General features: G+C 44.6%; 17 protein-coding genes. 5 read left to right on the forward strand and 12 right to left on the reverse strand.

The window, feature by feature from the left end; translation table 11 throughout:
- Positions 1–10: 10 nt before the first annotated feature.
- A complete protein-coding gene (locus HF312_01490; protein MCU7518856.1) occupies positions 11–1405 on the reverse strand; it encodes a glycosyltransferase in 1395 nt (464 codons plus the stop codon).
- A 341-nt stretch (positions 1406–1746) separates the two neighbouring features.
- Between HF312_01490 and HF312_01495 the strand changes: the two genes are divergently transcribed.
- From HF312_01495 to HF312_01515, 5 genes are read left to right on the forward strand one after another with little or no spacing between them, the layout of a single operon-like run.
- Positions 1747–2091 carry a carboxymuconolactone decarboxylase family protein gene (locus HF312_01495; protein MCU7518857.1) on the forward strand — a complete coding sequence of 115 codons (345 nt, stop codon included), beginning with the start codon at positions 1747–1749 and terminating at the stop codon, positions 2089–2091.
- Between the two features lie 5 nt (positions 2092–2096).
- Entirely contained in the window at positions 2097–2621 is a 525-nt protein-coding gene (locus HF312_01500) for a chromate transporter (GenBank protein ID MCU7518858.1), read from the forward strand.
- A 40-nt stretch (positions 2622–2661) separates the two neighbouring features.
- Positions 2662–3663, forward strand: coding sequence for a GTP 3',8-cyclase MoaA (gene moaA, locus HF312_01505; GenBank protein MCU7518859.1), 1002 nt, complete (start codon positions 2662–2664; stop codon positions 3661–3663).
- An 8-nt stretch (positions 3664–3671) separates the two neighbouring features.
- Positions 3672–4151, forward strand: a complete 480-nt coding sequence (gene moaC, locus HF312_01510; GenBank protein ID MCU7518860.1) for a cyclic pyranopterin monophosphate synthase MoaC — start codon at positions 3672–3674, stop codon at positions 4149–4151.
- The gene (locus tag HF312_01515; GenBank protein MCU7518861.1) at positions 4141–4614 is read left to right on the forward strand and encodes an MOSC domain-containing protein; all 474 of its coding nucleotides are present in this window, start codon (positions 4141–4143) and stop codon (positions 4612–4614) included. The genes moaC and HF312_01515 overlap by 11 nt, the downstream gene beginning before the upstream one ends.
- Before the next feature lie 61 nt (positions 4615–4675).
- Here the strand turns inward: HF312_01515 and HF312_01520 are convergent, their stop codons facing one another.
- The 11 genes from HF312_01520 to HF312_01570 all read right to left on the reverse strand — a co-directional run bounded on the left by HF312_01520 (position 4676) and on the right by HF312_01570 (position 23457).
- Entirely contained in the window at positions 4676–5317 is a 642-nt protein-coding gene (locus HF312_01520) for a molybdenum cofactor guanylyltransferase (GenBank protein MCU7518862.1), read from the reverse strand.
- Positions 5302–6507, reverse strand: coding sequence for a molybdopterin molybdotransferase MoeA (locus HF312_01525; GenBank protein MCU7518863.1), 1206 nt, complete (start codon positions 6505–6507; stop codon positions 5302–5304). The genes HF312_01520 and HF312_01525 overlap by 16 nt, the downstream gene beginning before the upstream one ends.
- Positions 6508–6843: 336 nt before the next feature.
- Positions 6844–8799: a 4Fe-4S binding protein gene (locus HF312_01530; protein MCU7518864.1), complete on the reverse strand. Its 1956-nt coding sequence runs from the start codon at positions 8797–8799 to the stop codon at positions 6844–6846.
- Positions 8800–8916: 117 nt separating this feature from the next.
- Positions 8917–11739: an insulinase family protein gene (locus HF312_01535; GenBank protein MCU7518865.1), complete on the reverse strand. Its 2823-nt coding sequence runs from the start codon at positions 11737–11739 to the stop codon at positions 8917–8919.
- A 44-nt stretch (positions 11740–11783) separates the two neighbouring features.
- Entirely contained in the window at positions 11784–13535 is a 1752-nt protein-coding gene (locus HF312_01540; protein MCU7518866.1) for a M20/M25/M40 family metallo-hydrolase, read from the reverse strand.
- A 61-nt stretch (positions 13536–13596) separates the two neighbouring features.
- Positions 13597–15825, reverse strand: coding sequence for a T9SS type A sorting domain-containing protein (locus HF312_01545; GenBank protein MCU7518867.1), 2229 nt, complete (start codon positions 15823–15825; stop codon positions 13597–13599).
- Positions 15826–15846: 21 nt separating this feature from the next.
- Positions 15847–17313, reverse strand: a complete 1467-nt coding sequence (locus tag HF312_01550; protein ID MCU7518868.1) for a hypothetical protein — start codon at positions 17311–17313, stop codon at positions 15847–15849.
- Positions 17314–17506: 193 nt separating this feature from the next.
- Positions 17507–18637: a DUF4876 domain-containing protein gene (locus tag HF312_01555; GenBank protein MCU7518869.1), complete on the reverse strand. Its 1131-nt coding sequence runs from the start codon at positions 18635–18637 to the stop codon at positions 17507–17509.
- The gene (locus tag HF312_01560; protein MCU7518870.1) at positions 18634–21636 is read right to left on the reverse strand and encodes a TonB-dependent receptor; all 3003 of its coding nucleotides are present in this window, start codon (positions 21634–21636) and stop codon (positions 18634–18636) included. Before HF312_01560 ends, HF312_01555 begins: the two co-directional genes overlap by 4 nt.
- A gap of 39 nt (positions 21637–21675) precedes the next feature.
- Positions 21676–22812, reverse strand: coding sequence for a DUF4974 domain-containing protein (locus tag HF312_01565; protein ID MCU7518871.1), 1137 nt, complete (start codon positions 22810–22812; stop codon positions 21676–21678).
- 90 nt (positions 22813–22902) lie between these two features.
- Positions 22903–23457 (reverse strand): RNA polymerase sigma-70 factor, encoded by a 555-nt coding sequence (locus HF312_01570; protein ID MCU7518872.1) that lies wholly within the window; start codon positions 23455–23457, stop codon positions 22903–22905.
- Between the last annotated feature and the right edge of the window lie 12 nt (positions 23458–23469).

The following is a 23469-nucleotide window of genomic DNA, read 5'->3' on the forward strand; positions in this document are numbered from 1 at the left end:
TTTTTCAAAATTATCCATTTCCTATTCTTTCCAGTTTTCCCCAATTCATCTCAATGCCCAAAAACTCTTCAACTGTAGCCATAGCTTTCGTAATATCGATCATCAGAATAAAAATCAGCCTGTAGACAAAAGCATAAGGGACCAGACGGATGTCCTCCTTTTCAACTGCCACGCAGTAAAGCGCTGTCATAAGGTCCAGCAGTGCAATGCCGGCCCACCAGAATGCCAGAAGGTTACTCATTCCGTAAACGAGTGCAACCACAATAAAGAACAGGTTTGCAAATATATTCATAACCGGCCATATCAGGGCCTCGTAGAACATGGACCACAAGACCAGTGAATTGCCGAAATTAAGCGTCGGATTAAACAGGTGCCTTTTATGTTTCAGTATCGACTGAAGAATGCCTCTTGTCCATCTGTATCTCTGTTTCAGAAGCTGATTTAAGGTTTCAGGAGCTTCTGTATAGGAGACGGCATTCTGCTCATAATAGATCTTCCATCCGGCAGCCATTATATTCAGCGTCAGATCCGCATCTTCGGCAAACGTATCGCTTGAGTACCATCCCGCGTCCTGTATGGCTTTCTTCCTGAAAATGCCCACGGGACCCGGTATTATGTTTACAAGCTTTATCAGGCTCTGAGCACTTCTGGGCATATTGAGGCCTTCAACGTATTCCAGTGCCTGAAGGTCCGTTAAGATCTTCTTTCTGTTCAGGACTTTAACGTTTCCTGCTACGGCGCCGATTGAAGGATCCGTGAAGTGTTTTATGCCGTACTTCAGAGTATTTGTTGAAAGCTGCGAATCCCCGTCCATGCAAAGCACAAAGTCAGCCTTTGAATACTGTATTCCTGCATTCAAAGCCTTTGATTTACCCCCGTTGGGTTTATTTATGACAGACACCCTGACACTTTCAACCCTGCCTTTATGAACTCCAACCAGTTCCTCAGCAACTTCCTTTGTATTGTCTGTCGAGCCGTCGTTTACAATTATAATTTCATAGTTCGGATAATCCAGCTCCAGGAGCGATTTAACTGAATTTTCAAGCACCTTCCCCTCGTTGTAGACAGGAACAATAATGGAAACAAAAGGAAAGAAGTCGCTTTTATTCTCCACGGTGTATTTGGTGATATAGAGGTATGCCATTATCAGGGTTGAAAAATACCTAAACAAGAGGACAAAGAGGAAAATCACCAGTGAAACGATGGAAGAAAACACAAACAGGTTGCTGTATGAAAGGCCGGTTATCGGCAGAGTAATTATTATGGTTACAATCAGTAAAAAGGATACAATTCCCGTGGAAACTATTGTAGCCATCAGCTTATTACCCGTGCCGCTGTCTTGACGCGGTTTTTCAAAATTATCCAGGATAATTTTTCCGCGCAGTATTTCTTTGTTTTTTCTCATGTTATTTGTCTTTCTGTTAACAAAGTGTCAGTTGACTTTTCATAATTTCCAGAATGGGTAGAATATTCCCTTAAACTTTATCCAGATTAAATATTCAATTTTGATGCCAACCAAATTGATTGTTTTTAATATAAATACTTTATAAAAGAAGGGCGCTCTGTTTCGATTTGAGACAATCCGAAGAGCACTGCTTCATTTTGGACAAGGAAAATTAAATGAAAAAAATTTGAAATACATATGTAATTTACATCATTAGACAATATTATCCTTAGGAAAAGATCACAATCTTGCACTTAGAGGATTTATATTTTATTTTAACAAAAGACAAACCAGAGGTTAGAGTGGCAGGAATACCAAAAAGATACCAGAAGTTTACGGAGGATTACCCCCAGGTTGCCGAAGCATACGAAAAGCTGGGAGAGGCTGTCCACCAGGCAGGCCCGCTTGACGAAAAGACACGGGCGCTCATTAAGCTTTCTATTTCCCTGGGTGCTGGTATGGAAGGGGCGGTTCACTCACATACCAGGAAAGCCCTTAAAGCCGGGGCTACTTGTGAAGAAATCAGGCATGCTGTAATGCTGGCACTGCCAACTTTGGGACTCCCTTCCACAATGGCCGGTATGAGCTGGGTGGATGAGGTGCTGGAATCAAAGGATAAACCTGAGGCCGCAAAGGTACAGCCCTAAAAAAGATGCTTAATAATTTACTCGAGCTTTTTATATCTTTTCTGAAGGTGGGCGGTTTTTCCTTCGGGGGCGCTTATTCACTTATCCCCCTCATTGAGGCCGAAGTTGTTCAGAAACACCAGTGGCTCAGCCATAACGAGTTCATTAAGGTCCTCGGCATGGTGGAAGTGGTTCCGGGAGCTATCTCTGTTAAATACGCAACCTATACGGGCTACAAAGTTGCGGGTGTCTGGGGAATAGTTGCAGCCAACCTGGGGAATATGTTCATGCCGGTTGCCCTTATCAGCCTGGCGGCTTATTTCTACGCCCTCTTTGAAAAAAATAAGTACGTGTTTAAGAGCTTTGAAGGTGTAAAGTTTGCCGTCATCGGAATGATTATGGCAATCATGGTCCGTTATATCTTTTCCAGCTTTACAAACTGGAAGGGAGTTCTTTTCATCATGCTCGGATTTGCCCTTACCTACTGGCTGAAACTGCATCCTATTGTAATTGTGATCGGTGCGGCTTTAGCTGCTTTGCTGGTTCTTTAATTATATAAAGTTTCTGGATGTAAGATATTTTGGGAATAATATGTCACTGGTGCTTAAAGACAGATACGGCAGGATTCATGATTATTTAAGAATTTCTCTTACCGACAGGTGTAATTTTAACTGCATCTACTGCACCCCTCAGATGGAAGAGGCAAAAAAACTGGATAAAAAAGAGATCCTGGCCTTCGATGAGCTTTTAAGACTAGTCAGAATATTTACTACGGAATTTGGAATAAGGAAGATCCGCTTTACGGGCGGTGAACCGATGGTAAGAAAGGATATTATAAAATTTTTCGAAGCGCTCTCCCCCATTCAAAAACAGACCGGGTTCGAATTTGCAATTACAACTAACGGGGCACTCCTTCATGGCAACCTCCCTGCATTGAAAAAAGCAGGACTTAACAGGGTTAACGTAAGCCTCGACTCACTCCGCCCTGAAGTTTTTCGTTATATTACGGGTTCGGACAAGCTTGACCAGGTGATCAGAAATATACTCTCCCTTGAAGAAGAAGGCTTTAAGAACACTAAGATCAATACCGTAGTAATAAGAAACCTCAACGATACCGAGGCCGCAGATTTTATAGATTTTTTCAAACGCCGCGAGATAACTGTAAGATTTATTGAGTTCATGCCTTTCCAAAATAACGGCTGGAAGAAGGAATCATTTGTAAGCGCTGAAGAGATAAAAAACAGTATAGAGAGGCGCTTCCACCTGGATAAAACTGAGGACAGGCATCAGATAGCCGAGCTCTACCAGGTAAGAGGCTTTAAGGCAAAGGCAGGCTTCATAAGGCCCATTTCACGGCATTTCTGCTCTGAGTGCAACAGGCTCAGGCTGAAGGCAAACGGAAAGATGAAGCTGTGCCTGTTTGATCCCGCGCAAAATGAAATTGACCTGAAAGAACTCCTGCGTAAGGGCAGCAGTGATGGTGAAATTATTAAATTAGTTTCAGAATCCCTGAGCAATAAAGCAAAAGAGCACCCCGGCATTTACTCCCTCGCTCTGGGAAATAAAAATTCGATGAAGAATATCGGAGGCTAGCAAAATATATGGGTAACTTTTCACACCTTGACGAATCGGGCAGGGCTAAGATGGTAGACGTTACAGAAAAGCCCGATACTGAGCGCACGGCACTGGCCTCGGCAGAAGTGCTTTTGACAGACGGGATATTTGAGAAAATAAAGAACAATGAAATTGGAAAAGGAGACGTACTTACTGTAGCCAAAATTGCCGGAATTCAGGCCGCAAAAAAAACTTACGAGCTTATCCCCTTATGCCACAATATATTCATTTCAAATGTTACACTCTCTCTGGAATTAAACGAGGCAAAGAAATCTGTAAGTATTACTGCAGAAACAAAAACCGTCTCCAAAACAGGCGTTGAAATGGAGGCCCTCACGGCAGTCAGCGTTGCGGCACTTACGGTTTTTGACATGTGCAAGGCAATAAGCAAATCTATGGTAATAACAGACATCAAGGTACTCTCCAAAAGCGGGGGCAAAAGCGGGAACTATACGCATGGAAAATGAAAAAGGCAGAATAAGCGCAATTTCCATCAGCACAAAAAAAGGAATTCCAAAGACGAATGTCCCTTCAGCCAGGCTTATTGAAAACTTCGGCCTTGAAGGGGATGCCCATGCCGGTAACTGGCACAGGCAGGTAAGCCTCCTTGCCCTTGAAAGCATTGAAAAAATGAGGGCTAAAGGACTCCCCAGTCTCCGCGCCGGCGCATTTGCTGAAAACCTGACTACAGAGTTCTTGAACCTCCCTGAAATAGGGATAGGGACCAGGATCAGGCTGGGGCGTGAGGCTGAAATTGAGGTTACACAGATTGGAAAAGAATGCCACACGCACTGCGCCATTTATCAAAAAACTGGCGACTGCATAATGCCCAGAGAAGGTATTTTTGCCAGGGTAATTAAGCCGGGTGAAATTTTTATAGGTGATGATATTCTGGTCTTTGCTGAAATGGAAAAAGAGAGCCTGAAATAAGGGACTTCAGCCTGCCGGGGCCTCCCGCAGCTTAAAGGATAAATATAATACTAAAAACAAACTAACTCACGCCAGCATCACCTGTCAGTTTTGACTTCACGTATTCAAACTCTTCCCTGCGGTTCATGTTGTAGTACATATCATCTGTAGAAAAAGGCAGGCCCGAGGCATCTATTACTTCAGCGCCCAGGCTGTCTGCAAGCTCAAGAACGCTGCACCTTCTTTTTTTCTGTTCAGGGAACCTTTCTTCATTAAGGTCTTTCCTTAATAAAATCTTTTCAGCCTCAGGTATGCAGCTTTTATGGTAAAGGCCGCAGAGCTGCTGAATAAAGCCGCCCGCGCGGGCAATGGTAATCATCTTACCTGTCCTGTAGTTAACCAGATATTCAATCATTTCCCTTTTCATCAGCGGAATATCTGAGGCTATTATAAAACACTTGTCTGTTCCGGAATTTTTCAGGGCTGAATGTATGCCGGAGAGAGGACCCCTGCCGGGATAAATATCCCTGAATGTCTGAAGCTTTAGAAAGCCGTACTCTTCAGGCTCATTGGTAATGAGTATTACTTTGCTGAATAAAGAATCCAGCAGATCCTTAACCCTTTCAATTACGGTCCTATCCCCAATCTTCATGAGAGATTTATTTTCCCCCATGCGGGTACTTTTTCCGCCGGACAAAATTGCGGCAGTTATATCATTATACATTCCACTTCCTCGCCCTTTAAGGGGTTTGTTCTTCCCTCTTCAATCGTAATAAGACAGTTTGACATGCTCATCTGCACCAGGTTGCCGGAGGACTGAAGTCCAACGGAACTTACAGAGAGTGTACCGTTTTCGTCCTTACTGACATATCCCCTTATAAAGTGCCTCTTTGAATCGGTTTTCTTTATGTCGTTTTTAAGGCTGGCCTTAATTAAGGGAATCTCCCTGCTTCCAAAACATTTCATGACGTTTGTTTTAACAAGCAGGTAAAAAGTAACCAAAGAAGAAACAGGGTTGCCGGGAAGCCCGAAAACAGGCTGGACAGCCGGGCCATTTTCCCTTAAGCCGAAAAGGACCGGTTTACCGGGCTTTATATTAATCTTATGAAAAAGCGTCTTAATACCCAGTTGGCTTAAAACTTCCCCTACAAAGTCATATTTTCCGACCGAGACTCCCCCGGTTGTAACCAGCACGTCGCAGTTATCAAGGGCATTACTGACTATGGACTTAATCTCATCTTTTTGATCCTTTGCAATGCCGAAGTTAACCGGGATCATGCCCATCTCTTTTACTGCGCTCAGGATTGAATAGAGGTTTGAGGCCCTGATTTTATCTCCCGCGGGCACATGAGCAGCGTCAATAAGTTCATCCCCTGTTGCAAGAACCCCTATTTTAAGCCTTTCCAGGACCTTAACTTCCACTTTTCCGCAGGAAGCAAGTGCCGCAATCTGTGGGGCTTTAAGGAAGGAATTTTTACTTACAGCAACCTGCCCCTTCAGGAGGTCCTGCCCCCTTTTTGAAACATTCATCCCTAAGGTAAGCCTGGCATTGGTATTCAGGATTACATTCTGTTCTCTTATAAATACGTCTTCAACAGGTATTACAGTATCAAATCCCCCGGGAAGCCTGGCTCCGGTCATAACTGCAAGAGCCGAGACCCGGTCAGCGCTTATTTGGCTGAAATTTCCAGCCGCAATCTCTCCTTTTATGCTCCAGTTTCTGATGCCGGGATCAAATTTCACGGCAAAACCGTCCATGGCTGAGCTGTTAAATGGCGGAAGATCCACATCTGAAATTACGTCTTCTGCAAGTGTCCTTCCTTGTGCATCAGAAAGGCTGACATACTCGGTCCTTAGCTGAAGAGTTTTCAGTGTATTATAAATTATTTCATTTGCCTGGCTGAAGCTTATCATAATCCTATGTAATGTTAAGATACAAACACTATTAAATTAACAAGAAATGACTAAACAAGAAAGCTTATGATGTTTAGAGTGGGCCGGCAACAGGAAATAAAAAAAATGCCGCCCACATTTACGGGACGGCATTTTCAGGACTCCCTTTGGAGGAATAGCTGACAGGAGTCATCTTTATTTCAGCGATTTAATCGGTCGTGATTTCCGGGGAAGCCTTTCTACAAGGCTTTTCCTGAAAATATTTTAATAAAACCTGAATGATAAATCAATAAAGTTTCACTCTTATTTCTTTTATCATTCAGGATTGTGATCTATATCAAGCTCAGTTCTGCAGCATCAGATCTTTTCATCTTCATCTGCAGCAAGATCCGCAGCTTTTACTACCTTGCCCTCAGGCTTAATATGGAAAGGATTTGGAATATCCTTCGTCTGAGTATCGCTTGTAAATATGGTCAGTACAGGCTTTACAAGAGCTTTTTTAATCTTTTCCACATTCGTTTTCGAAGGGTCAAAATAAACTATTGCACTTGGCGCATCCAGGTAGCGGGTTGAGAAACGTACGATTCCCTGATCAGCCGACAGGTGGCTTGTCAGAGAGCTGAAGCGCTGTCTAAGGGCAGGACTTGCCGCCTCAGGCATAGTGAAGACAAGGGCTGAAAGCTGTGATTTATCGTAAGTCTCATAATCATTGAATACCCTGTCGTACAATCTGAATATGCGCTTTTTGTAGTCCGGAATTGAAAGGCTTCCGAGCTGTTTTCCGTCATCCTGAACTTCAAAATCTATCTTGACATTCTGAATGAGCTTTCCAAGCTGAACCTCAACTTCCTTCAATTCCACTTTCTGTTTTATTTTTACAGGGTTGGTCTTTGAGGCGTCATAGAATACGGTAAGCATAATCGGCTCGCCGTAGCGTGTTTCAAAGCCATAGACATTAGGATCCTGCTTGAGGGCACTGGCAAGATAAATAAAGTCGTAAAGGTCAAAAAGGTGGTTAACCCCAACCTGCCACATGGCAAGGTTTGTTATTGAAGGATCCTTTATCGGGCGGACTTCCTGCTTTGTCGGTGTGAACAGGGAAGCCTTTACCTTCTGTTCCGAAATTTTTGACGGATCATAGTAAATCTTGACCGCATGTGCGCTTGCCCAGGTATCCAGTCCCACAATGCCTTCAACGGTTTCAAGTTTGCCTTTTAAGGCCATGGAGCTGCTGAAGCATTTAACATTCTTTAATCCCGAGCGCTCATATGTAGCAATATTTGAAACCGAGGCAAAATTTCCCCAGCGCTCGGCTATAGTGGTAAAGTTGAGCTGGCTTGCTGCTCCAAGGCTTAAGAAAAGGATAACAACAAAAGCCACAGGAGCCAGATGCTTTAATGATTTCTTGTTGTTAATTGAAAGAGTATTCTTGACCGGGCATGTATTGACACAGTCAGTGCAGAGCGTGCAGTCAATATGGTTTACCTTTTCAAACGTTGAAATCTTAATTCCCTGCGGGCATTTCTTGTCGCACAGACCGCATGAAGTACACCTGTCCATGTTTCTTGTTACCTTTGGCATCGGGCTCAGGAAGCTTCTCATGAAACCAAGTTCTGTAATTAAACCCGAGGCTGCCAGGCCGCCAATGAGCCACGTGTAGCTCAGGCCGGGAATGCTGTACTTAGCTATGATGAAGGCAATAATAACGATGCCCGAGCCGATTACATTCATAAATATGTTGCTCATTGCGCCAAGCGGGCAGAGGTATTTGCACCAGAAGAGCCTGAAGAATACTGCACCCAGAACTGCAAGAATAAATGCAGGAATTGACAAATAAAGAACTGTGTCCGGATTGCCGAACAGGTTTGCCGATGCAAAATAGGGGTCAAACTCCTTGCAGAAAAGTTCGCTTGAAGTCATTGTAAAATACATTGCCAGGAATAAAATAACGTATTTGAGCGCCCGGAAAGGCCTGTCCAAAAATTTCGGCATTTCGCGGCGTATTTTCAGTTTATCGCCCAGCCTTCCAAGCCATTCCGTCACAGTACCTATCGGGCAGGCAAAGCTGCAGAAGAGTTTGCCAACCAGAAGGACGCCTATTATAAGTCCTATACCCAGGGCCACCTGCACCTCGCCCATTGTACAGGCCATAGTACCCTGGCTTAACTTGCTCATGAAAGATTCGACTCCGCCATAGGGGCAATATTTTTCAAAGTCGGCCGCATACCCCCTGTCAAAAGCCGGTCTTACAGCTACATATCCAACTAATCCCAGAAAGATAAACTGGAAGATGAGCCTGATTTTGTTTTTCATATGAAATTTCTTCATCTGAAACTGTCTCCCGAAAAATTTACTTTTCAAATAATTAATAATTCAAAGCCGGAAAATCCATCCCCGGGGTTTTATTCCCCGGGGATAAGAGATTATCACTTATAATTTGTCGACCAGATGATCCAGTGAGTGTTCCTCAATTGGGCCATCAACTACAAGAATAAATTTATCAAGTGTGAAGTATTTTTTAGCCACACGCAGCACATCATCCTTTGTAATTGCAAGAATTCTCTGTCCTTTCTTGTCGAAGCTGTCCAGAGGTCTCTTGTCGAGAATGAGGTCCCAAGTAATGCTTGCAACGTCATCCGGTGTCTCTATCATTAAAGGAAGCAGGCCTAACTGGCGGTTTTTGGCAGCAGTGAGTTCCGCATCGGTAATTCCGCTTTCGAGGAGCTTTCTGATTTCCTTAAAAATACCTGTTATTACCTTCTCAACATTCTTAGGTCCTGTTTTAGTGTTGAATTTCCAGTATCCAATGTGGTCTGTAGGAGCCCAGAATTCGCTCTTGAGGCCGTAAATTAAGCCCTGCTTGTCGCGGAGCTCAATACCCATTCTGGAAGTAAGCGCGCTTGAAGCAAGTATATAGTTAAGAACTGAGATTGTTTCCTTTTCATCCGGGTCAACGTTATTAAAAGGACTGAAGCCGAGGTTGATAGTGCATTCGGTGTAATCCTTTTCAGGGAACACTTTAATTTCCTTGTCTGAGAGTCCCTTAGCCTCGGGAATTTTAACTGTTTCCGGAGTCTTGGTCGGGTTCTTCCACTGGCCGAAGTGCCTGTTGACGAGCGCCTTCATTTCTTCAGGTTTCATGTCGCCAACCATGAGGATGATCATGTCCTCGGGGCGGAAATATTTTGAATGCAGGTTTTTAATGTCATCAAGAGTAATGCTCTTTACCGTCTCTTCTGTAGGCTTTACCTTTGAGTACGGGTGGCCGTCATAAAGTTTATTGTACATATAGTAAAATGCCTGCATGCTGGTCTGCTTCATCTGGTTGCGGGCAGATATTTCATATCTGGGTTTTACCTTTGCTAGGTCTTCCTGCCTGAGTCCCGGATTGGCTACAATGTCGAATGAAGTCTGCATCATTTCATCAGCATTTTCCTTCAGAGAGTATCCCTGGAAGGTAAATCCCCTGTAGCTGCCGCCGATCTGGAAACTGAATGGAACAAAAGCCATCCTCTCTGAAAGAGAGTCATAGGACATAGTCTGTGTACCTCTTGACATAACATCGCCCAGGACGTTGCATATGCCGGGCTTCTGGCCTTCATTCGCTTCAAGAATGTTGCCGCTTTCAAAGCGTCCGACTATAGTAAGAGTTGGAGTCATATGGTTTTCAATTGCGTAGAGTGTTACGCCGTTATCCAGCTTCATTACGTTAATTGAAGGCATTATTGCCTTGGGCTTAATAAGTTCATCAAGACTGTTGCCGCTGACTATATTATAGAGGTCGAGAGGCGACTTATAATAGAACTCATTTTCAGGAAGCAGGTTGTTTATATCCTGCTGATCTGTATCAGTTTTCTGTTCATCGATATCTTCTTTTGCAGCGGCAACTTTTTTGTTTTTGCCGTCCTTGGATTTTGGAATCAGGTAACCGACGGTAACTTTTTCCTGTCCGAAATACTTATTCATAACCCTGATGATATCATCCTTTGTTACGCTAAGCACTCTTTTGGAAAACTCGCCCAGGTACTCATGGCCGAAAAATGCTTCATAGCGGCTTATTCTTGAGCCAATGTCTGTATTCTTTGTATATGAGGTAACTTCACCAAACTTAAACCTGTTCTTCACCTTCTGGAGTTCATGGTCCGAAACAGGTTCTGTCTGCATGCGTGTAATTTCCTCCCATACCATCTCTTCGGCACGGTCCATGCTGCTGTCGGGTTTCATTCCGACACCAATTGAGAAGAGCCCCGGGTCCTTGGTCATTCCGAATCCGCCTGAGGCCATGGAAGCTATCTGAGCTTTTTCGACTAATCTTTTATAGAGTCTTGCATCCCTGCTTTTTTCGCAAAGTATCATACCTGCAACCCTGAGAGCAGCAGCATCTGAATCAGCATAAAGAGGAGCATGGAATGACATCCTGAAAGAGCAATCGGAAATATCGCTGTGCTTAACCGTAAATGACTTGCGTACTCTCTGCGGCTGTTCAACCGCATAGATATCCTGTACTTCCGGTCCCTTAGGAATTTTTTCATAATACTTCTTTACAAGGCCGAGCATTTTGTCTGTTTCAAAATCACCGACCAGCACAAGAAAAGCATTGTTTGGAGTATAGTAAGTTTTATAATATTTGTATGCATCGTCTCTTGAGATGTGGGCCAGGTCACTCGGCCATCCGATAATAGGGTCACGGTTTGGATGACTGTCGTAAGCAACAGAGTTCATGGTCTCTGAAAATATACCGTTAGGGGTACTTTCAGATCTCATTCTTCTTTCCTGCTTTATTACTTCCACTTCCGGCTTGAATTCATCAGGTGCAAACGTGCTGTTAAGCATTCTGTCTGATTCGATATCAAGGGCAAGTTCAATTTTGTTCTTTGGAAGATACTCATAGTAGCTCGTCATATCGTTTGCTGTAAAAGCATTAAAGACGCCTGAATTTTCGCTTATCTTCTTGGATACGGCACCCTTGCCGTACTTCTTTGTTCCCTTGAACATCATATGTTCAACAATGTGGGAAATGCCTGTTATGCCTAGCCTTTCATTCCTGGAACCAACCTTGTAAGTCAGCTGGTGATAAATTAAAGGGGCGGTATGCCTTTCCATTGTAAGCACCACAAGGCCGTTTTTCAGGGAATGCTTGTAGAGCTTGCCTTCCTCGTAGGTGGCCTTCTGCGCCATACTTACCTGGGATACCAGGATAAGAGCCAAAACAATTACTGAGAATTTTACCTTACAGGTAATGTTTTTCCTCATTTACTACTCCATACAATAAATTGATAATTAATAGAATTACTGCTTTACTTACTTTTCCTGCCCTTTCCCATACGGCTCTGTGACTCGCGCACAATTTCAATTCTCTCATCCATCGATACTTCTTTAAATGCAGGCTTTACGGTTTCATTTCCGGTAATCCACGCGGTCAAATATGCCAGTTTCGTAACATTCACTGCTTTTTCAACATCAACTTTCTCCAGATCATCTGTCGGCATATGACAATCCTCATGCATACCGCAAAAGAAAAACAACGACGGGATTCCTTTCCTCAGAAAGGGACCCTGGTCACTGGCCATTGTATAAAGGCCAGTGTTATAGAACAAATTCATTGACAGTTTCCCGTTGGCCCTTTCAGCAATCCTGATGAGCTCCCGGCTGTAGAACGCCCCGCCAAGGAACAGGTCATTCCTTCCATTACGGCTGATCATATCCAGGTTAAGCATTGCCACGGTTTTATCCAGGGGCTTTAATGGCTGCTCATTCACATAATATTTGGAACCAAGCATGCCGCGTTCCTCGCCCGAAAAGGCCACAAAAAGGATGCTCCTTTTGGAGGGGTATTTTGAAAATGCTTCTGCAATCTCCAGCATTCCCGAGACCCCGGATGCATTGTCATCTGCCCCGTTGTGGATTTTCCCTACGTTTTCACTAATCCCGGATCCGTATTGCCCCAGGCCAATATGATCGTAGTGGGCGCCAACGACTACAAATTCATCCTTCAGGACGGGGTCGCTTCCTTCAATTATTCCTGCAACGTTCTGCGCATTTAAGATCTCTTCATCAAAAGAGATATCGAAGCTCACGTTCCTATTTGCAAACTCAAAGGACCCCGGACTCAGGCCTTTGTCTATGTCTTCAAGCACTCCTTGCAGATTTCGCTCATTCCCGTCAAAAAGCTCATTCAGGATCTTCCCGGAGGCATAAATTACCGGGATCTTCTTCTTCTCCTGTCCCGGCAGTGAGAATATGTCCCTCTGTAATGTGTGCAGAAACTTTTCATACTTAATGCTTAGAGGAGGCTCATTTTTAAAAGGTGAGCTCACAATAATTACGGCCAGGGCTCCTTTTTCTTCTGCCAGATCGGCTTTCCTCAACGGGTTACGGTAGAGTACATTCCTGGATTTTGAAAACAGGCTGGCTGTATCACGTTCCTGCGGGAATCCGTCTACTATCAGTACAATTTTATCCTTCACGTCCAGGCTTTTTCCATTTTTGTCCACGTAATCGCTGTAGCCGTTTTCACCCTTATCTATTCCATAGCCTGCAAAGACAACAGGAGCCGAGATGCTGATGTTTTCAGGAATAGAGAACTGGACGAGAAAGTCGTTCAGATACTTAAATGACTGCCTAAAACTGCCTTGTGGAAAATTCCGTGTAACAGAAAGGCTGTTTTTGTCCGAAATTTTGGACCTCTTTATCACGAACTTTTGAAAATAAGGGTCATTTACAGAAGCATCTTCAAAAGGCACTAAGTTGTTTTCATCCTCACCTTCAGCACTTTTATGCACCACCTTTTTAGGTGTTGTAAATAAAGGCTTAAGCCCGAGAAGCCTGAATTTTTCAGCTATATAATCTGCCGCCTCAAGATTCTCCCTGCTTCCCGAGGGCCTTCCCTTCATGCTGTCTGCGGCAAGAACAGAAATGGTCTTATAAATTTCCTTTTTGTTTATTGTTGAGAGCCCCTTTTCATATCCCTCAGGGATCTGTGCAAGAGTTCCTCCGTGCATTAAAATAAAGCAGATAAAACCGGCAGATATCATTTTTAGAGGCTGCATTTTTTCCTTAGTTCATATTGTTCGGTTGTTAAAGGCAGAAAAGTAATTTCCTGCCTATAAATTATTTTATAACGGACATTTTCCGGGTTAGGATGTTTCCGTTTACGTTCAGAGAGTAGAAATAAATTCCGCTTGAAAGTCCCGCGGCATTAAAAGTCATCTTATATGTACCGGCATTCTGGGTTTCATTTACAAGGCGGCCTATAAGCCTTCCAAGCATATCATATACATCAAGCCTGACAGAGCTTAATTCCGGTATCCTGTACTCAATTACAGTTGAAGGGTTGAATGGATTCGGATAATTCTGCATCAGGCTGTATTTTGAGGGAGAAATATCCATTGAACTTTTAACGTCCACTGTCGCATTGTTTGTGAACACTGCCCCTCTGGAGCCGCAGATCCACAGCTTTCCCCCTTTATCCAGTGTGACACCGGTTACAGATTCACTTGAAGTAAAAACTGTAGTATCTGTAACCCACGTCCAGCTCTGTCCACCATCGTTTGTCTGATAAATTCCTAATTTCTTCGGGGTGCTTATGTAAGATCCAACGGCCCAGCCTTTTAACTGATCCTGGAATGTGAGCCCTGTAAGGTTTTCAGTCAGGCCGTCTGCCGCAACATAATTCCAGTTTGCGCCGCCGTCAGAAGACTTGAACATGCACTGATTGCCCACAGCAACGGCATCAGTCGGATTCAGGAAACTTATTTTAAGAACGTGAGGTGTTTTCCCTGAGGGTACTCCGTTAAACTTTGAGGCAGTCCACGTCTTTCCGCCGTCAGCGGTATAAAGGCCTTTAAGCCCCTCGGCAACAATGGCTCCCCTGTTCTCATCCCCGAAGGCAACGTCCTTTAAGTTGGCAAGCAGAATATTTGTTTTTATATCCCAGCTCTGGCCCCCGTCGGTAGTTTTATAGATTGCATCTACTTTGGTCCCGGCTTTCCCTACAACGTATCCCTGGAGTTCGTTAAAGAAATAGATGCCGTAAGAAATCGTGGTGGCGTCCGCAGTGTCAGAAACAACGGCTTTCCACGTATTTCCGCCGTCAGTGGTCTTTGCAATCATCCTGTAACTAAAGGATGCATAGCCGACGTTGTCATTCAAAAAAAAGATGTCCTGTATGTCAGGGGAAATATGATTTATCCTCAAGTATTTTGCATTCCACGAGTTACCGCCGTCGGTGGACTTAAAGAAAGCGCCGTCACTTCCGGCGGCATAAGCCGTTTTATCAGAAGTAAACTGAATTGCACTTAGTGAGGCACCGGGAATTTTCATCTGATGCTGCCAGGTCGTCCCGAAGTCCGGCGAGTACAATATAAGGCCGCCGCTTCCGCATACCCAAACGTTATCCCCAACTCCTGAAACCGCATTCAGAGTAGTGCCGCATGGAATTTCCACGGGGATCCAGGTTTTGCCGCCGTCGCTGGTTCTGATTATGACGCTTCCTCTTGTACCTCCCCCGGCAGCAATTCCGTTATTTGCATCCTTAAAGTAGAGGCCGTTCATATTTTCATAAGTCCTGTTTGACGCGTCCTGAACCGAAAACTGCCATGTCGCGCCTGCATCAGTAGATTTAATAAGTATGCTCGGCTGCATGCCTATGATGCTTCCCCAACCCGCGGCGTATATATTCTTTTCATCCACCGCATATACGTCCTTTACGTCATATTTCGTATAGCTGAAGCCTCCGAACGGGGCGGGAGAAGACTTAGCCCAGGTTATTCCGTCTGCCGTGTAATAAATATCCGTTGCAGCAGCTCCTGTGGCAACGGCGTGAGTGTTATTCCAGAAGGAAAACTTATTCATCTTTATTCCGGTAAGTGGAAGAACAGTATTCCACGTCAGGCCGCCATCCGTTGTCCTCAGTATGCCGTATTCACTTATGAGTATCCAGCCCGTCATTTCATCCTGGAAATAAACCGACTTTATTTCATTAGTCGTATTGCTGATGGCCACGGGATTAAAGCTCGCCCCCCCGTCGGTTGTCTTAAGGAGCCTGGCACCCGTCCCTGCAATAAAGCCTGTATTGCTGTTTACAAAAAATATTTCCTTCAGGTCTCCTGCCCTCTGGTCCCTGTAAATTTCTTTCCACTCCTTTCCGCCATCGGTCGTTTTATAAACGGTGCCGTTGGCGCCCGAGGCAAAGCCGGTTGACTGATTTAAGAAATAAATTCCCTGCAGGCTCTCCATCGGGGAGGGCGTTATTTTTCTCCAGTCCCCTGAGAACAGTGTTGTAAAAGGCACGGCAAAAAGAATTGTGCACAGTAATACCGAACGGATAAAATTCTTCATTTATTTACCGGATCCAAATTGTTAAAAACTGTTTAATCTGATTGTTGCAGCTGCACTTAAGCGGTCCCTTGTAAGGTCCGTGTAGCCCGAAGGGGACATGTTGCCATACTGCATTATGAAATCCACATTTGCTGCTCCAAAGGCCTTGAAGCCCAGGCCCAAAGAGGCAGAATTAAGAACAACGTCCTTTCCCCCGGTTATGAGGTCAACCTGGTCTTTACCGTAATTGTATCCAGCTCTTAAGTATATGTCGCCATAAACTTTTTTCTCAGCACCCAGGCGGACTACGCTGTTTGTACTTGAAACGTTAAGGAACTTTGTATCAATATATTTTGAGGAGTCGGCCTTTATGAGTTCAACTTCATAGTCAAAGCCCAACAGAAGGTCCAGAGGCTGAACGTTATACGTGGCGCCGAAGCCTGCGGCAGTTCTTTTAAGGTTCCACTTCCAGAGCAGAAGATTAAGCTCCGAATTTTTGGACCACGAGTCGTCCTTGGAATGCATTAAGTCGGCTCCCAGAGTAAGACCAGGCGAGACGTGGTATCTGGCCTCAAACTGGAGGCTGTAGTTTTCAAAGCTGGAGTAGCCTTCTTCAAACTCCTTGATACTCTGTCCGCGAGGCATAATTGCCCTTGTTCCTGAAACGGTATAATCCCCCTTCAATGCAGTTTCCAGGTCCTCAGCAGGCCTGAAATAGATTTGTGTGCCGAAACCATTTCCCTGGTCGCGGATCTTCTCCTCAACGGATGATTTTCTTATTGAAGTTGAATAAGTCTCGCCCCTGAAGTTAAAAATTTCAACCTCAGTCTGAGCTATCACGTTTCTCATTTCGAGCGATTCCTGGCTGTCGAAGATCCTGTAGTCAGCGCCTAGAACAAGGTTATCCGAAACTGAATATGCCAGTCCCACTTTTCCGCCGACATTCCTGTAAATGGTCTTTGCAAGGGAGTATATATTTTTTAATCCGTCGAGCACCTGGTAATTTGCCTCAGCACCCAATAGCAGCCCGGGCATGAGTTCAAAGCTATAGGCAAAACCTACAGAAGGCCCGTCGTACCTGAAATTCCCGGTCGTGGAATCGGTCGGTAAAAAAGCCGAACCATCATAAGGATTGCGCTTTATTGACCTGTAGATGTCGCGTCTTTCCTCGTAGCTGTAGGAAGCTGTGCCGAGGAATGTGCCATTTTTGCCAAGAGGTTTTAAGCCCGTAAATGACATTCCGCCTTCATTGGATTCTTTAGAATCATACGTCCTTTTATAATCACCCCACTGCCTGTCATATGAAGGAGTAATCTTCAGCCATACTTCTTTCTCGTCATTTATAAGCCAGGCAGGATTCTTTCCGAAGTCATAAAGGTTCAGCGAGTTATCCTGGTCTATTAGCCCGTACTTAATTCCGCCTAATGAATTCATTCTGACATTCTGTGCTTTTGAAACAGAGACAAGCACGCTGAATGTAACAGCTATTAGAAGTAAACTTTTCTTCATCTATTTTTACGCTCCTGCACTTTTCGCTTTTCTTAACTTTCAGTTTTTCTTATATGATGCAAGGATCATATTTATTAATTCCGGCCCAGATAAAAGGCAGAGTAGAACTTTATATTCAATATTTGCAAGAGGACTTAATAAAAAGCCTACTCATGCCTTTATCTTAGGAGAGCAGCAATCTTTTATTTCGTAATTATTTCTGGTATCCCGGTGTCGGGTAGGGTATAATTTCCCAGTCCAGCGACGCGTCGTTTGTATCCACCCCCGGCTCCCTCCTCTGCATGGATCTGCCGCTGTACATCGGGGGGCAGAGAATGGATCCCCTGTCAATTCTGTAGTCCAGTGTTTTGTCGGAATTAGTTGTCCTTTGATATTCCATACCGTCCAGGACTGTTGAAATATCCACACCGTCCTGCCAGTTCTCGTCTTTACCATTGGCTATTACCACGATGTCACCCGTAAGCCCAATCATAAAGTCAGTTGGCCTATCCGGGCGCATGTTAATAAGATTAGGAACGTTAGGGTTGTCAATATCCGTAGCAGAATACTGGCTGTAGAACTCCCAGTCGGCATGCGACAGGTCCACACTCGTGCTGTAATTTTTCTTATGGTTCATGGCGTTTTGTGCAATGACAAGAAACTTTCCGGGAGGGAAAGGATAATTCTTTTCGCCGTATTTGCCAGGGAATTTGAACATAAATGTCGGACCGTCAATGTCCCCGTCATTGCCTTCATCGGCACCGGGGCCCTTGTGGCCCTCGCTGATGCTGTTGCTTGCAAAGCGCATTACCATCATTCCGTCCAGGTATTTGACGCTGTCGCTCGAGTTATAAAGTTCAATAAACTGGTCATAAAAGTAAAGGTTGCTTACAGGGCCCACGGCATAGACCTCATTTATGGCTATACCGGAATTGGAAACAGATTTGGCAATGATGGTATCAACAGCAACTTTTTCCATTGATGTGGCAACTGAAAGCTTTGTTCCCACCAGAGTTATTGATTTGTCCGACGGGTGCTGCATTCTTACCGACACGTTGTAAACCGCGCAGGGAAGGTCGTTTAATTCCATGATGCCGTTGGCATCTGTACTTTTTACCAGTACACCGTATTCGCACTGCAGAATCACCTTTGCATTGGCCATAGGAATATAGTGCGGCACAGAGTCGGTTGAACTATTATAGAAGGCTTTCAGAATCATTTTTGATTCCCCGTCAGCCATCAGCGGAGCCTTTTCAGCACATCCCTGCATCAGCGCAATCAGGAGAAAGGCTATAGGCAGTAAAATTCTTTTCATCATTGTTCTAATTCTTAAAATATTTTTCATTTGCGGCCTCCGTTAAACAGGTCATCCAAAATACAGCTGAATTCTATTCCATAGAACAGATCGGGATTCCTTGGGGATTCCGATACGGTAGTCAGCGAAGTACGCGTTCTGAAGATTGCCGGATCATCCAGGAAATTATTCACATAAAACGATATTTCCGCATCCCTGGAAAGAGACTTGCTTATGCTCAGGTTAAAGAGCCACTTTGGAGTCTTGTGCTTCATTGAACGCTGAAAGTCATAGGTCCACTTGTCGGTTTCAGAGAGCAGGTTATAATCTTCATACTCCCAATCGAAGGACTGTGAATTCTCAAATACCGTCTCCTCGGCTCTCAGCGTGACCCAAAGACCAAGAGGCGGAAGTGTGTATTTCATGTAATAGTTAATCTGCAGCCTGTCTCGCCAGCTGTCACCCGGTGAGAATGTAAATGCCATCATAGAATCTGTTCCCAGGCCTGAAGGCATATAGTTAGGGATTTGTCCCTTGGTTATGTCGGGAGTAAAGTCGTACTTAATTATGCTCCTTCCTGTATTACTGCGGTTATAGGAGCCTGTAACTTCAAAGTTCATGTTAAGAGGTTTAATCTTGTTCGTCCTCAGTGCAAACTCCACTCCCTTTGAAATTGTCCAGCCCATATTCTGCGGCTGGTCATATGAGGTAATATAGTATGCTTTTTTTACCCCGTTGTCATCAAGCACTTTAATGAAAGGGACCGACTGGCTTTCGCTTTCATTTCTTCTTTCCTTGTAGTAAGCTGAAACAGTGGTTCCAAGGAAATTGAAAAACTTGTGGTCGTAGGCGGCTTCAAACTGGACCTCTCTGTAGCCTTTCAGCTCAGGAGCGCGCAAGTCGAATCTGTAAGCGTAATTCTTTCCGTCCACGGGATTTCTCCATGCATAGTATGAAGGCCGCTTGTAAATAGTACTCATTGCAGGGGACTTGGAGGTTGTACCCGCGCTCAGCCTCAGCTGATTGTACTTTGAAAAATACACCATGAAGTTCGCTCTGGGATTCAGGAAGGACCCCTGGTGGCTTTTTACCAGGTCCCCGTCTCCCCAGAGTCCTTTAGCATTGAACTGGAACGGGCGGTACATTTCATACCTCATGCCAAGGACCAGGTTGTAATCGAAGATGAAGTGCCAGGTCATTTTATCCTGTGCATAGAGGCTTGTAAGAAACTCTCCCGGTATGTCACTAAAGCTGTAGGACCTTTCACCCGATTCGGGCCCGTAGTAGTTCAGCACGGAATCAAGCTTTACACCTTCGCCTGTATTGGCGTCGTACTGGATTTCAGTTCCCAAAAGGAGGTTGTGTACAACGTCACCCGTAAAGAGCACCTTATTGTATTCAAGTCTTCCCCCGATATTCCATTCGTTGCCGCGGGTCTCCTGTTTGCCGATGTATGAAGAAATTGTATCTCCGCTTGCCAGAATCAGAAGGGCGGAAACAAGCTTTGACCTCATGGTATTTACTTTCTTGAAATCAATATTGGCATTGTATTCAAGAGATGAAGTACCGTTATCGAATGTGTATTTGCCCCAGCTCGAATATCCGAGCGAGAATCCGCGGTTGTAATTCTTTGTCTGATAAACGTCACCCTTCGGCTGCTCTTCGTCGAAGATCATCTGGCCGTTTATCTTGTGGTTAAGGGTAAACTGGTTGTCAAACAATGAGGTTGTGTAAATGCTCTGTGCGGTTATACGCGTATATTCGTCACCCTTGAGCCTCAGATCCCTTTCACTTCTTGCAACGTTTAAATTGTAGCTTAAGCCGCCCTCACCCAGGTTAAAGCCGCCTCCCAGGTTGGCTTCACGGGTGTCAGGGTTATTTTTCAGCTTCAGGCGGTTGGGCTGGTATCCGCTCTTTGTCTTAATATTAATGACGCCTTCGGTAACATCTCCATACCTTACTGAAGGCAGGCCTGTAATAATTTCAATTGATTCGATGTTATCTGCAGGTATTGTTCTTAAGTCAACTCCCCCGCCCACGTTGGGAGTTCCTGTACTTTCATTGTGCATCATGTCGAACTGCATGTTTGCATTATTTGAAACAGGAGATCCATCTATAACAACCAGAGTTCCAAGCGCCGAGAGCTGGTCCGTGTCGTCGCCGCGGACAGCCACCTGGCCGGTTTTTCCGATTCCCGGGTTTTCAGTTTTCTGCACGCCGGGCACCAGGTCGAGCACATCCTTAATACTGGATGCCTGATAGTGCTCAATCTCGCCGCTGCTGATTGTGGTCTTTGTTGAAACATCCGTTGGCAGCAGCTCGGTTTTTCCAACCACTTCAATGCCGCCGATCTGGAAAGCCGAGGGTTTGAGTGTAAAATCCACCTCAACGGTTTTTCCATCACCGATTGTAACATTCTTTACGGAGGATTCGTAGCTGACAAAGGAAGCCTTGATTGTATACTGGCCCGGCTTTACGCCTTTTATGATATAGTTCCCGTTGAAATCAGTTGAGCATCCGGCACCGTTTTCAAGGAGGACCACGTTGGCCCCGAGCAGGCCCTCGCCTTTTTCATCCCTTACAACACCTTTAACCGCGCCGCTTTTCAGCGCTGCGGTTTTCTTCCTCATGAGCACTACCTGGCCTTTGCCAAATTCCTTAAAATCTATATTGCGCCCCGAGAGGACCATATTAAGGACATCCTTCAGGGGCTCATCCACCACATCCACGTCCATGCGCTCTTTATCCAGCAGGGCGTCATTATAAACCAGCTTTACGCCTGCCTTTTTGGCAATAGTCTGCAGGCAATCGCATAGTTCCCTGTTTTTAAGAGAAACAGAAACCGGCACCGTAAGGCAGGAACCGGGCATGCTCATTTCCTGAGGTATGGCCTGATCATTTAACGAAGACTGGTCGTCCAGGTTCAGAGATCCCACCCTGAGGCCTTCGGTATCCTCAGAGTCTTCAAACCTTTGCGCTAATGCCGCATCCTGAAACAGGATCAGGACCAGAAAAATGACATAATAAAAGAAGATCTTCATAATCTTCATAAAGTGTCCCCAAATTGCTTTTCACTTCTCAATTAATGTTTAACGAACAACTATCAGCTTTCCTTCCCTTTTAACATCCATATCCATAGTAAGCGAAATCATTGAAAGAATATTATCCAGCGAATCTGATTCAAAAATTCCCGTAAGAGTTTTATTTTTTATGAACTTATTTTTGTATACGACTTGCACGTTATAAAAGTTTTCAATTTCATTCATGACCTCTGTAAGCGGGGCATGAACAAATGAAAGCTTGTTATTGCGCCAGGCGGTATATCTGCGTATATCCACTTTAACCGGGGTGCTGAAGCCGCTTGCCGGACTGTAAGCCACCATTTCCCCTTTCGGGACGCTTACAGGCTCGTCGAGGTTCTTGTAGGCTTTTACTTTCCCCTGTGTAACAACAAGGTTCAGCTTATTCCTGCGGTATTTCAGGTCGAATTCCGTTCCCACCACTTCTGTATAAGTCTCACCGGTCTTTACAATAAAAGGCTGCAGCCTGTTATGGGCCACATCGAAATAGGCCTCTCCCAGAAGCTCCACTTCCCTTTTGGGGCCTGAAAATGTTTTGGGATAAACCAGCCTGCTGTTGGAATTCAGATAGACGATGCTGCCGTCAGGCAGAAGAACCGTACTTCTTTCTCCTTTCAGGTTGACCTTTTCAATCAGCCGGGGAGATAAAACCGCCTGCTTTACAGGCTCTTTGACGCCCTGGCTGTTTACCCTTGCAAAAAGGTAGTAAACACAAAAGACCACGGCTATTGAAGCTGCAATCCTGAGCGAAGAGTACAATATGCTGCTCCAGCTCTCTTTCCAGGCGCCGCACTTTTCTTCCTCAGCAATTTTTTCTTCAATTTTTATTTCTTTTTCAGCATTTTTGATGCTTTTTTCGCCCTGTGAAGGGACTATCAACGGGTATTCAGATTTCCTGTTTTCTACAGATTCTAAAGAGGCAATTCTGCTTTTTATTTTCATGAACTGCTCTTCAGCCGGCGGGGGTACAGGAAGCTTTACGTTGCCGATATTGTCCCAAAGGAGAATGAAATTTCCAAATTCCTCCTTATGGTCCTCTGATTCCTGCAGCCAGCTTTCGAAGAATTCTCTTTCTTCCAGGCTGACCTCATTTTTGATGACCCTTACCAGAAACTGCGAATCAACTGTTTTTGGGAAAAACTTCATTTATATTATCTTTCTATTTTGTACTTATATTACACCCTGAGAAGGAAAAAGTACTATGCAGGAAAGCTTTTTCGGGATGAAATAATCCGGCTAATCCAGGTGGGCGCTAAGCCTTTTTTTCAGTATGGAAATGGCCTTATTCATCTGGTTCTTTACGGTCTGAAGTGAAATCTGAAGGCTTTCGGCTATTTCTGAATATCCAAGGTCCTCATAGCGGCTTAAGATAAAAATAGCACGGCAGCGCTCGGGCAGTGTATTGATTGCCTTCTGGAAATCATCCATGAGGAATGCCTGGTCGTATTCCTTTTCCGGGTCGCGGCAGATTGTCACTAAAAGTTCTTCCTGGTTATAAATGGGCTGCAGGGGCGGTTTGCGTGTTGCATGGTTAATTCCAAGATTGCGGGCAATCCTGAAAAGCAGTGCAGTAGGTGAAAACGAAGTATCCAGCTTTTCCCTTACCTGCCAGAATTTGATGAAGGTATCCTGCGTCAGGTCCTCGGCTGCCTGTCTTTCACTGGTATAGTGATAAAGGAAACGGAATACGGAATGCTGGTAAAGGCAAAAGAATTCTTCAAATGCCTCTTCGTCGCCGCATTTAATCTGGTAGAGTAATTTTACCCGCTCTTCCTCTAACTGCTGTTCCATTATCCGTTTTAA

It is taken from the genome of Ignavibacteria bacterium (genome assembly GCA_025612375.1).
In the GTDB taxonomy this organism is placed as follows: domain Bacteria; phylum Bacteroidota; class Ignavibacteria; order Ignavibacteriales; family SURF-24; genus JAAXKN01.

Bases quoted from the DNA above. Each gene is read 5' to 3' on its own strand.
- HF312_01500 (MCU7518858.1), top strand. From the start codon at position 2,097: ATGCTTAATAATTTACTCGAGCTTTTTATATCTTTTCTGAAGGTGGGC.
- HF312_01565 (MCU7518871.1), bottom strand. From the start codon at position 22,812: ATGAAGTTTTTCCCAAAAACAGTTGATTCGCAGTTTCTGGTAAGGGTC.
- HF312_01550 (MCU7518868.1), bottom strand. From the start codon at position 17,313: ATGAAGAAAAGTTTACTTCTAATAGCTGTTACATTCAGCGTGCTTGTC.
- HF312_01530 (MCU7518864.1), bottom strand. From the start codon at position 8,799: ATGAAAAACAAAATCAGGCTCATCTTCCAGTTTATCTTTCTGGGATTA.
- moaC (MCU7518860.1), top strand. From the start codon at position 3,672: ATGGGTAACTTTTCACACCTTGACGAATCGGGCAGGGCTAAGATGGTA.
- HF312_01555 (MCU7518869.1), bottom strand. From the start codon at position 18,637: ATGAAAAATATTTTAAGAATTAGAACAATGATGAAAAGAATTTTACTG.
- HF312_01570 (MCU7518872.1), bottom strand. From the start codon at position 23,457: ATGGAACAGCAGTTAGAGGAAGAGCGGGTAAAATTACTCTACCAGATT.
- moaA (MCU7518859.1), top strand. From the start codon at position 2,662: ATGTCACTGGTGCTTAAAGACAGATACGGCAGGATTCATGATTATTTA.
- HF312_01560 (MCU7518870.1), bottom strand. From the start codon at position 21,636: ATGAAGATTATGAAGATCTTCTTTTATTATGTCATTTTTCTGGTCCTG.
- HF312_01515 (MCU7518861.1), top strand. From the start codon at position 4,141: ATGGAAAATGAAAAAGGCAGAATAAGCGCAATTTCCATCAGCACAAAA.
- HF312_01490 (MCU7518856.1), bottom strand. From the start codon at position 1,405: ATGAGAAAAAACAAAGAAATACTGCGCGGAAAAATTATCCTGGATAAT.
- HF312_01520 (MCU7518862.1), bottom strand. From the start codon at position 5,317: ATGTATAATGATATAACTGCCGCAATTTTGTCCGGCGGAAAAAGTACC.
- HF312_01525 (MCU7518863.1), bottom strand. From the start codon at position 6,507: ATGATAAGCTTCAGCCAGGCAAATGAAATAATTTATAATACACTGAAA.
- HF312_01540 (MCU7518866.1), bottom strand. From the start codon at position 13,535: ATGCAGCCTCTAAAAATGATATCTGCCGGTTTTATCTGCTTTATTTTA.
- HF312_01535 (MCU7518865.1), bottom strand. From the start codon at position 11,739: ATGAGGAAAAACATTACCTGTAAGGTAAAATTCTCAGTAATTGTTTTG.
- HF312_01545 (MCU7518867.1), bottom strand. From the start codon at position 15,825: ATGAAGAATTTTATCCGTTCGGTATTACTGTGCACAATTCTTTTTGCC.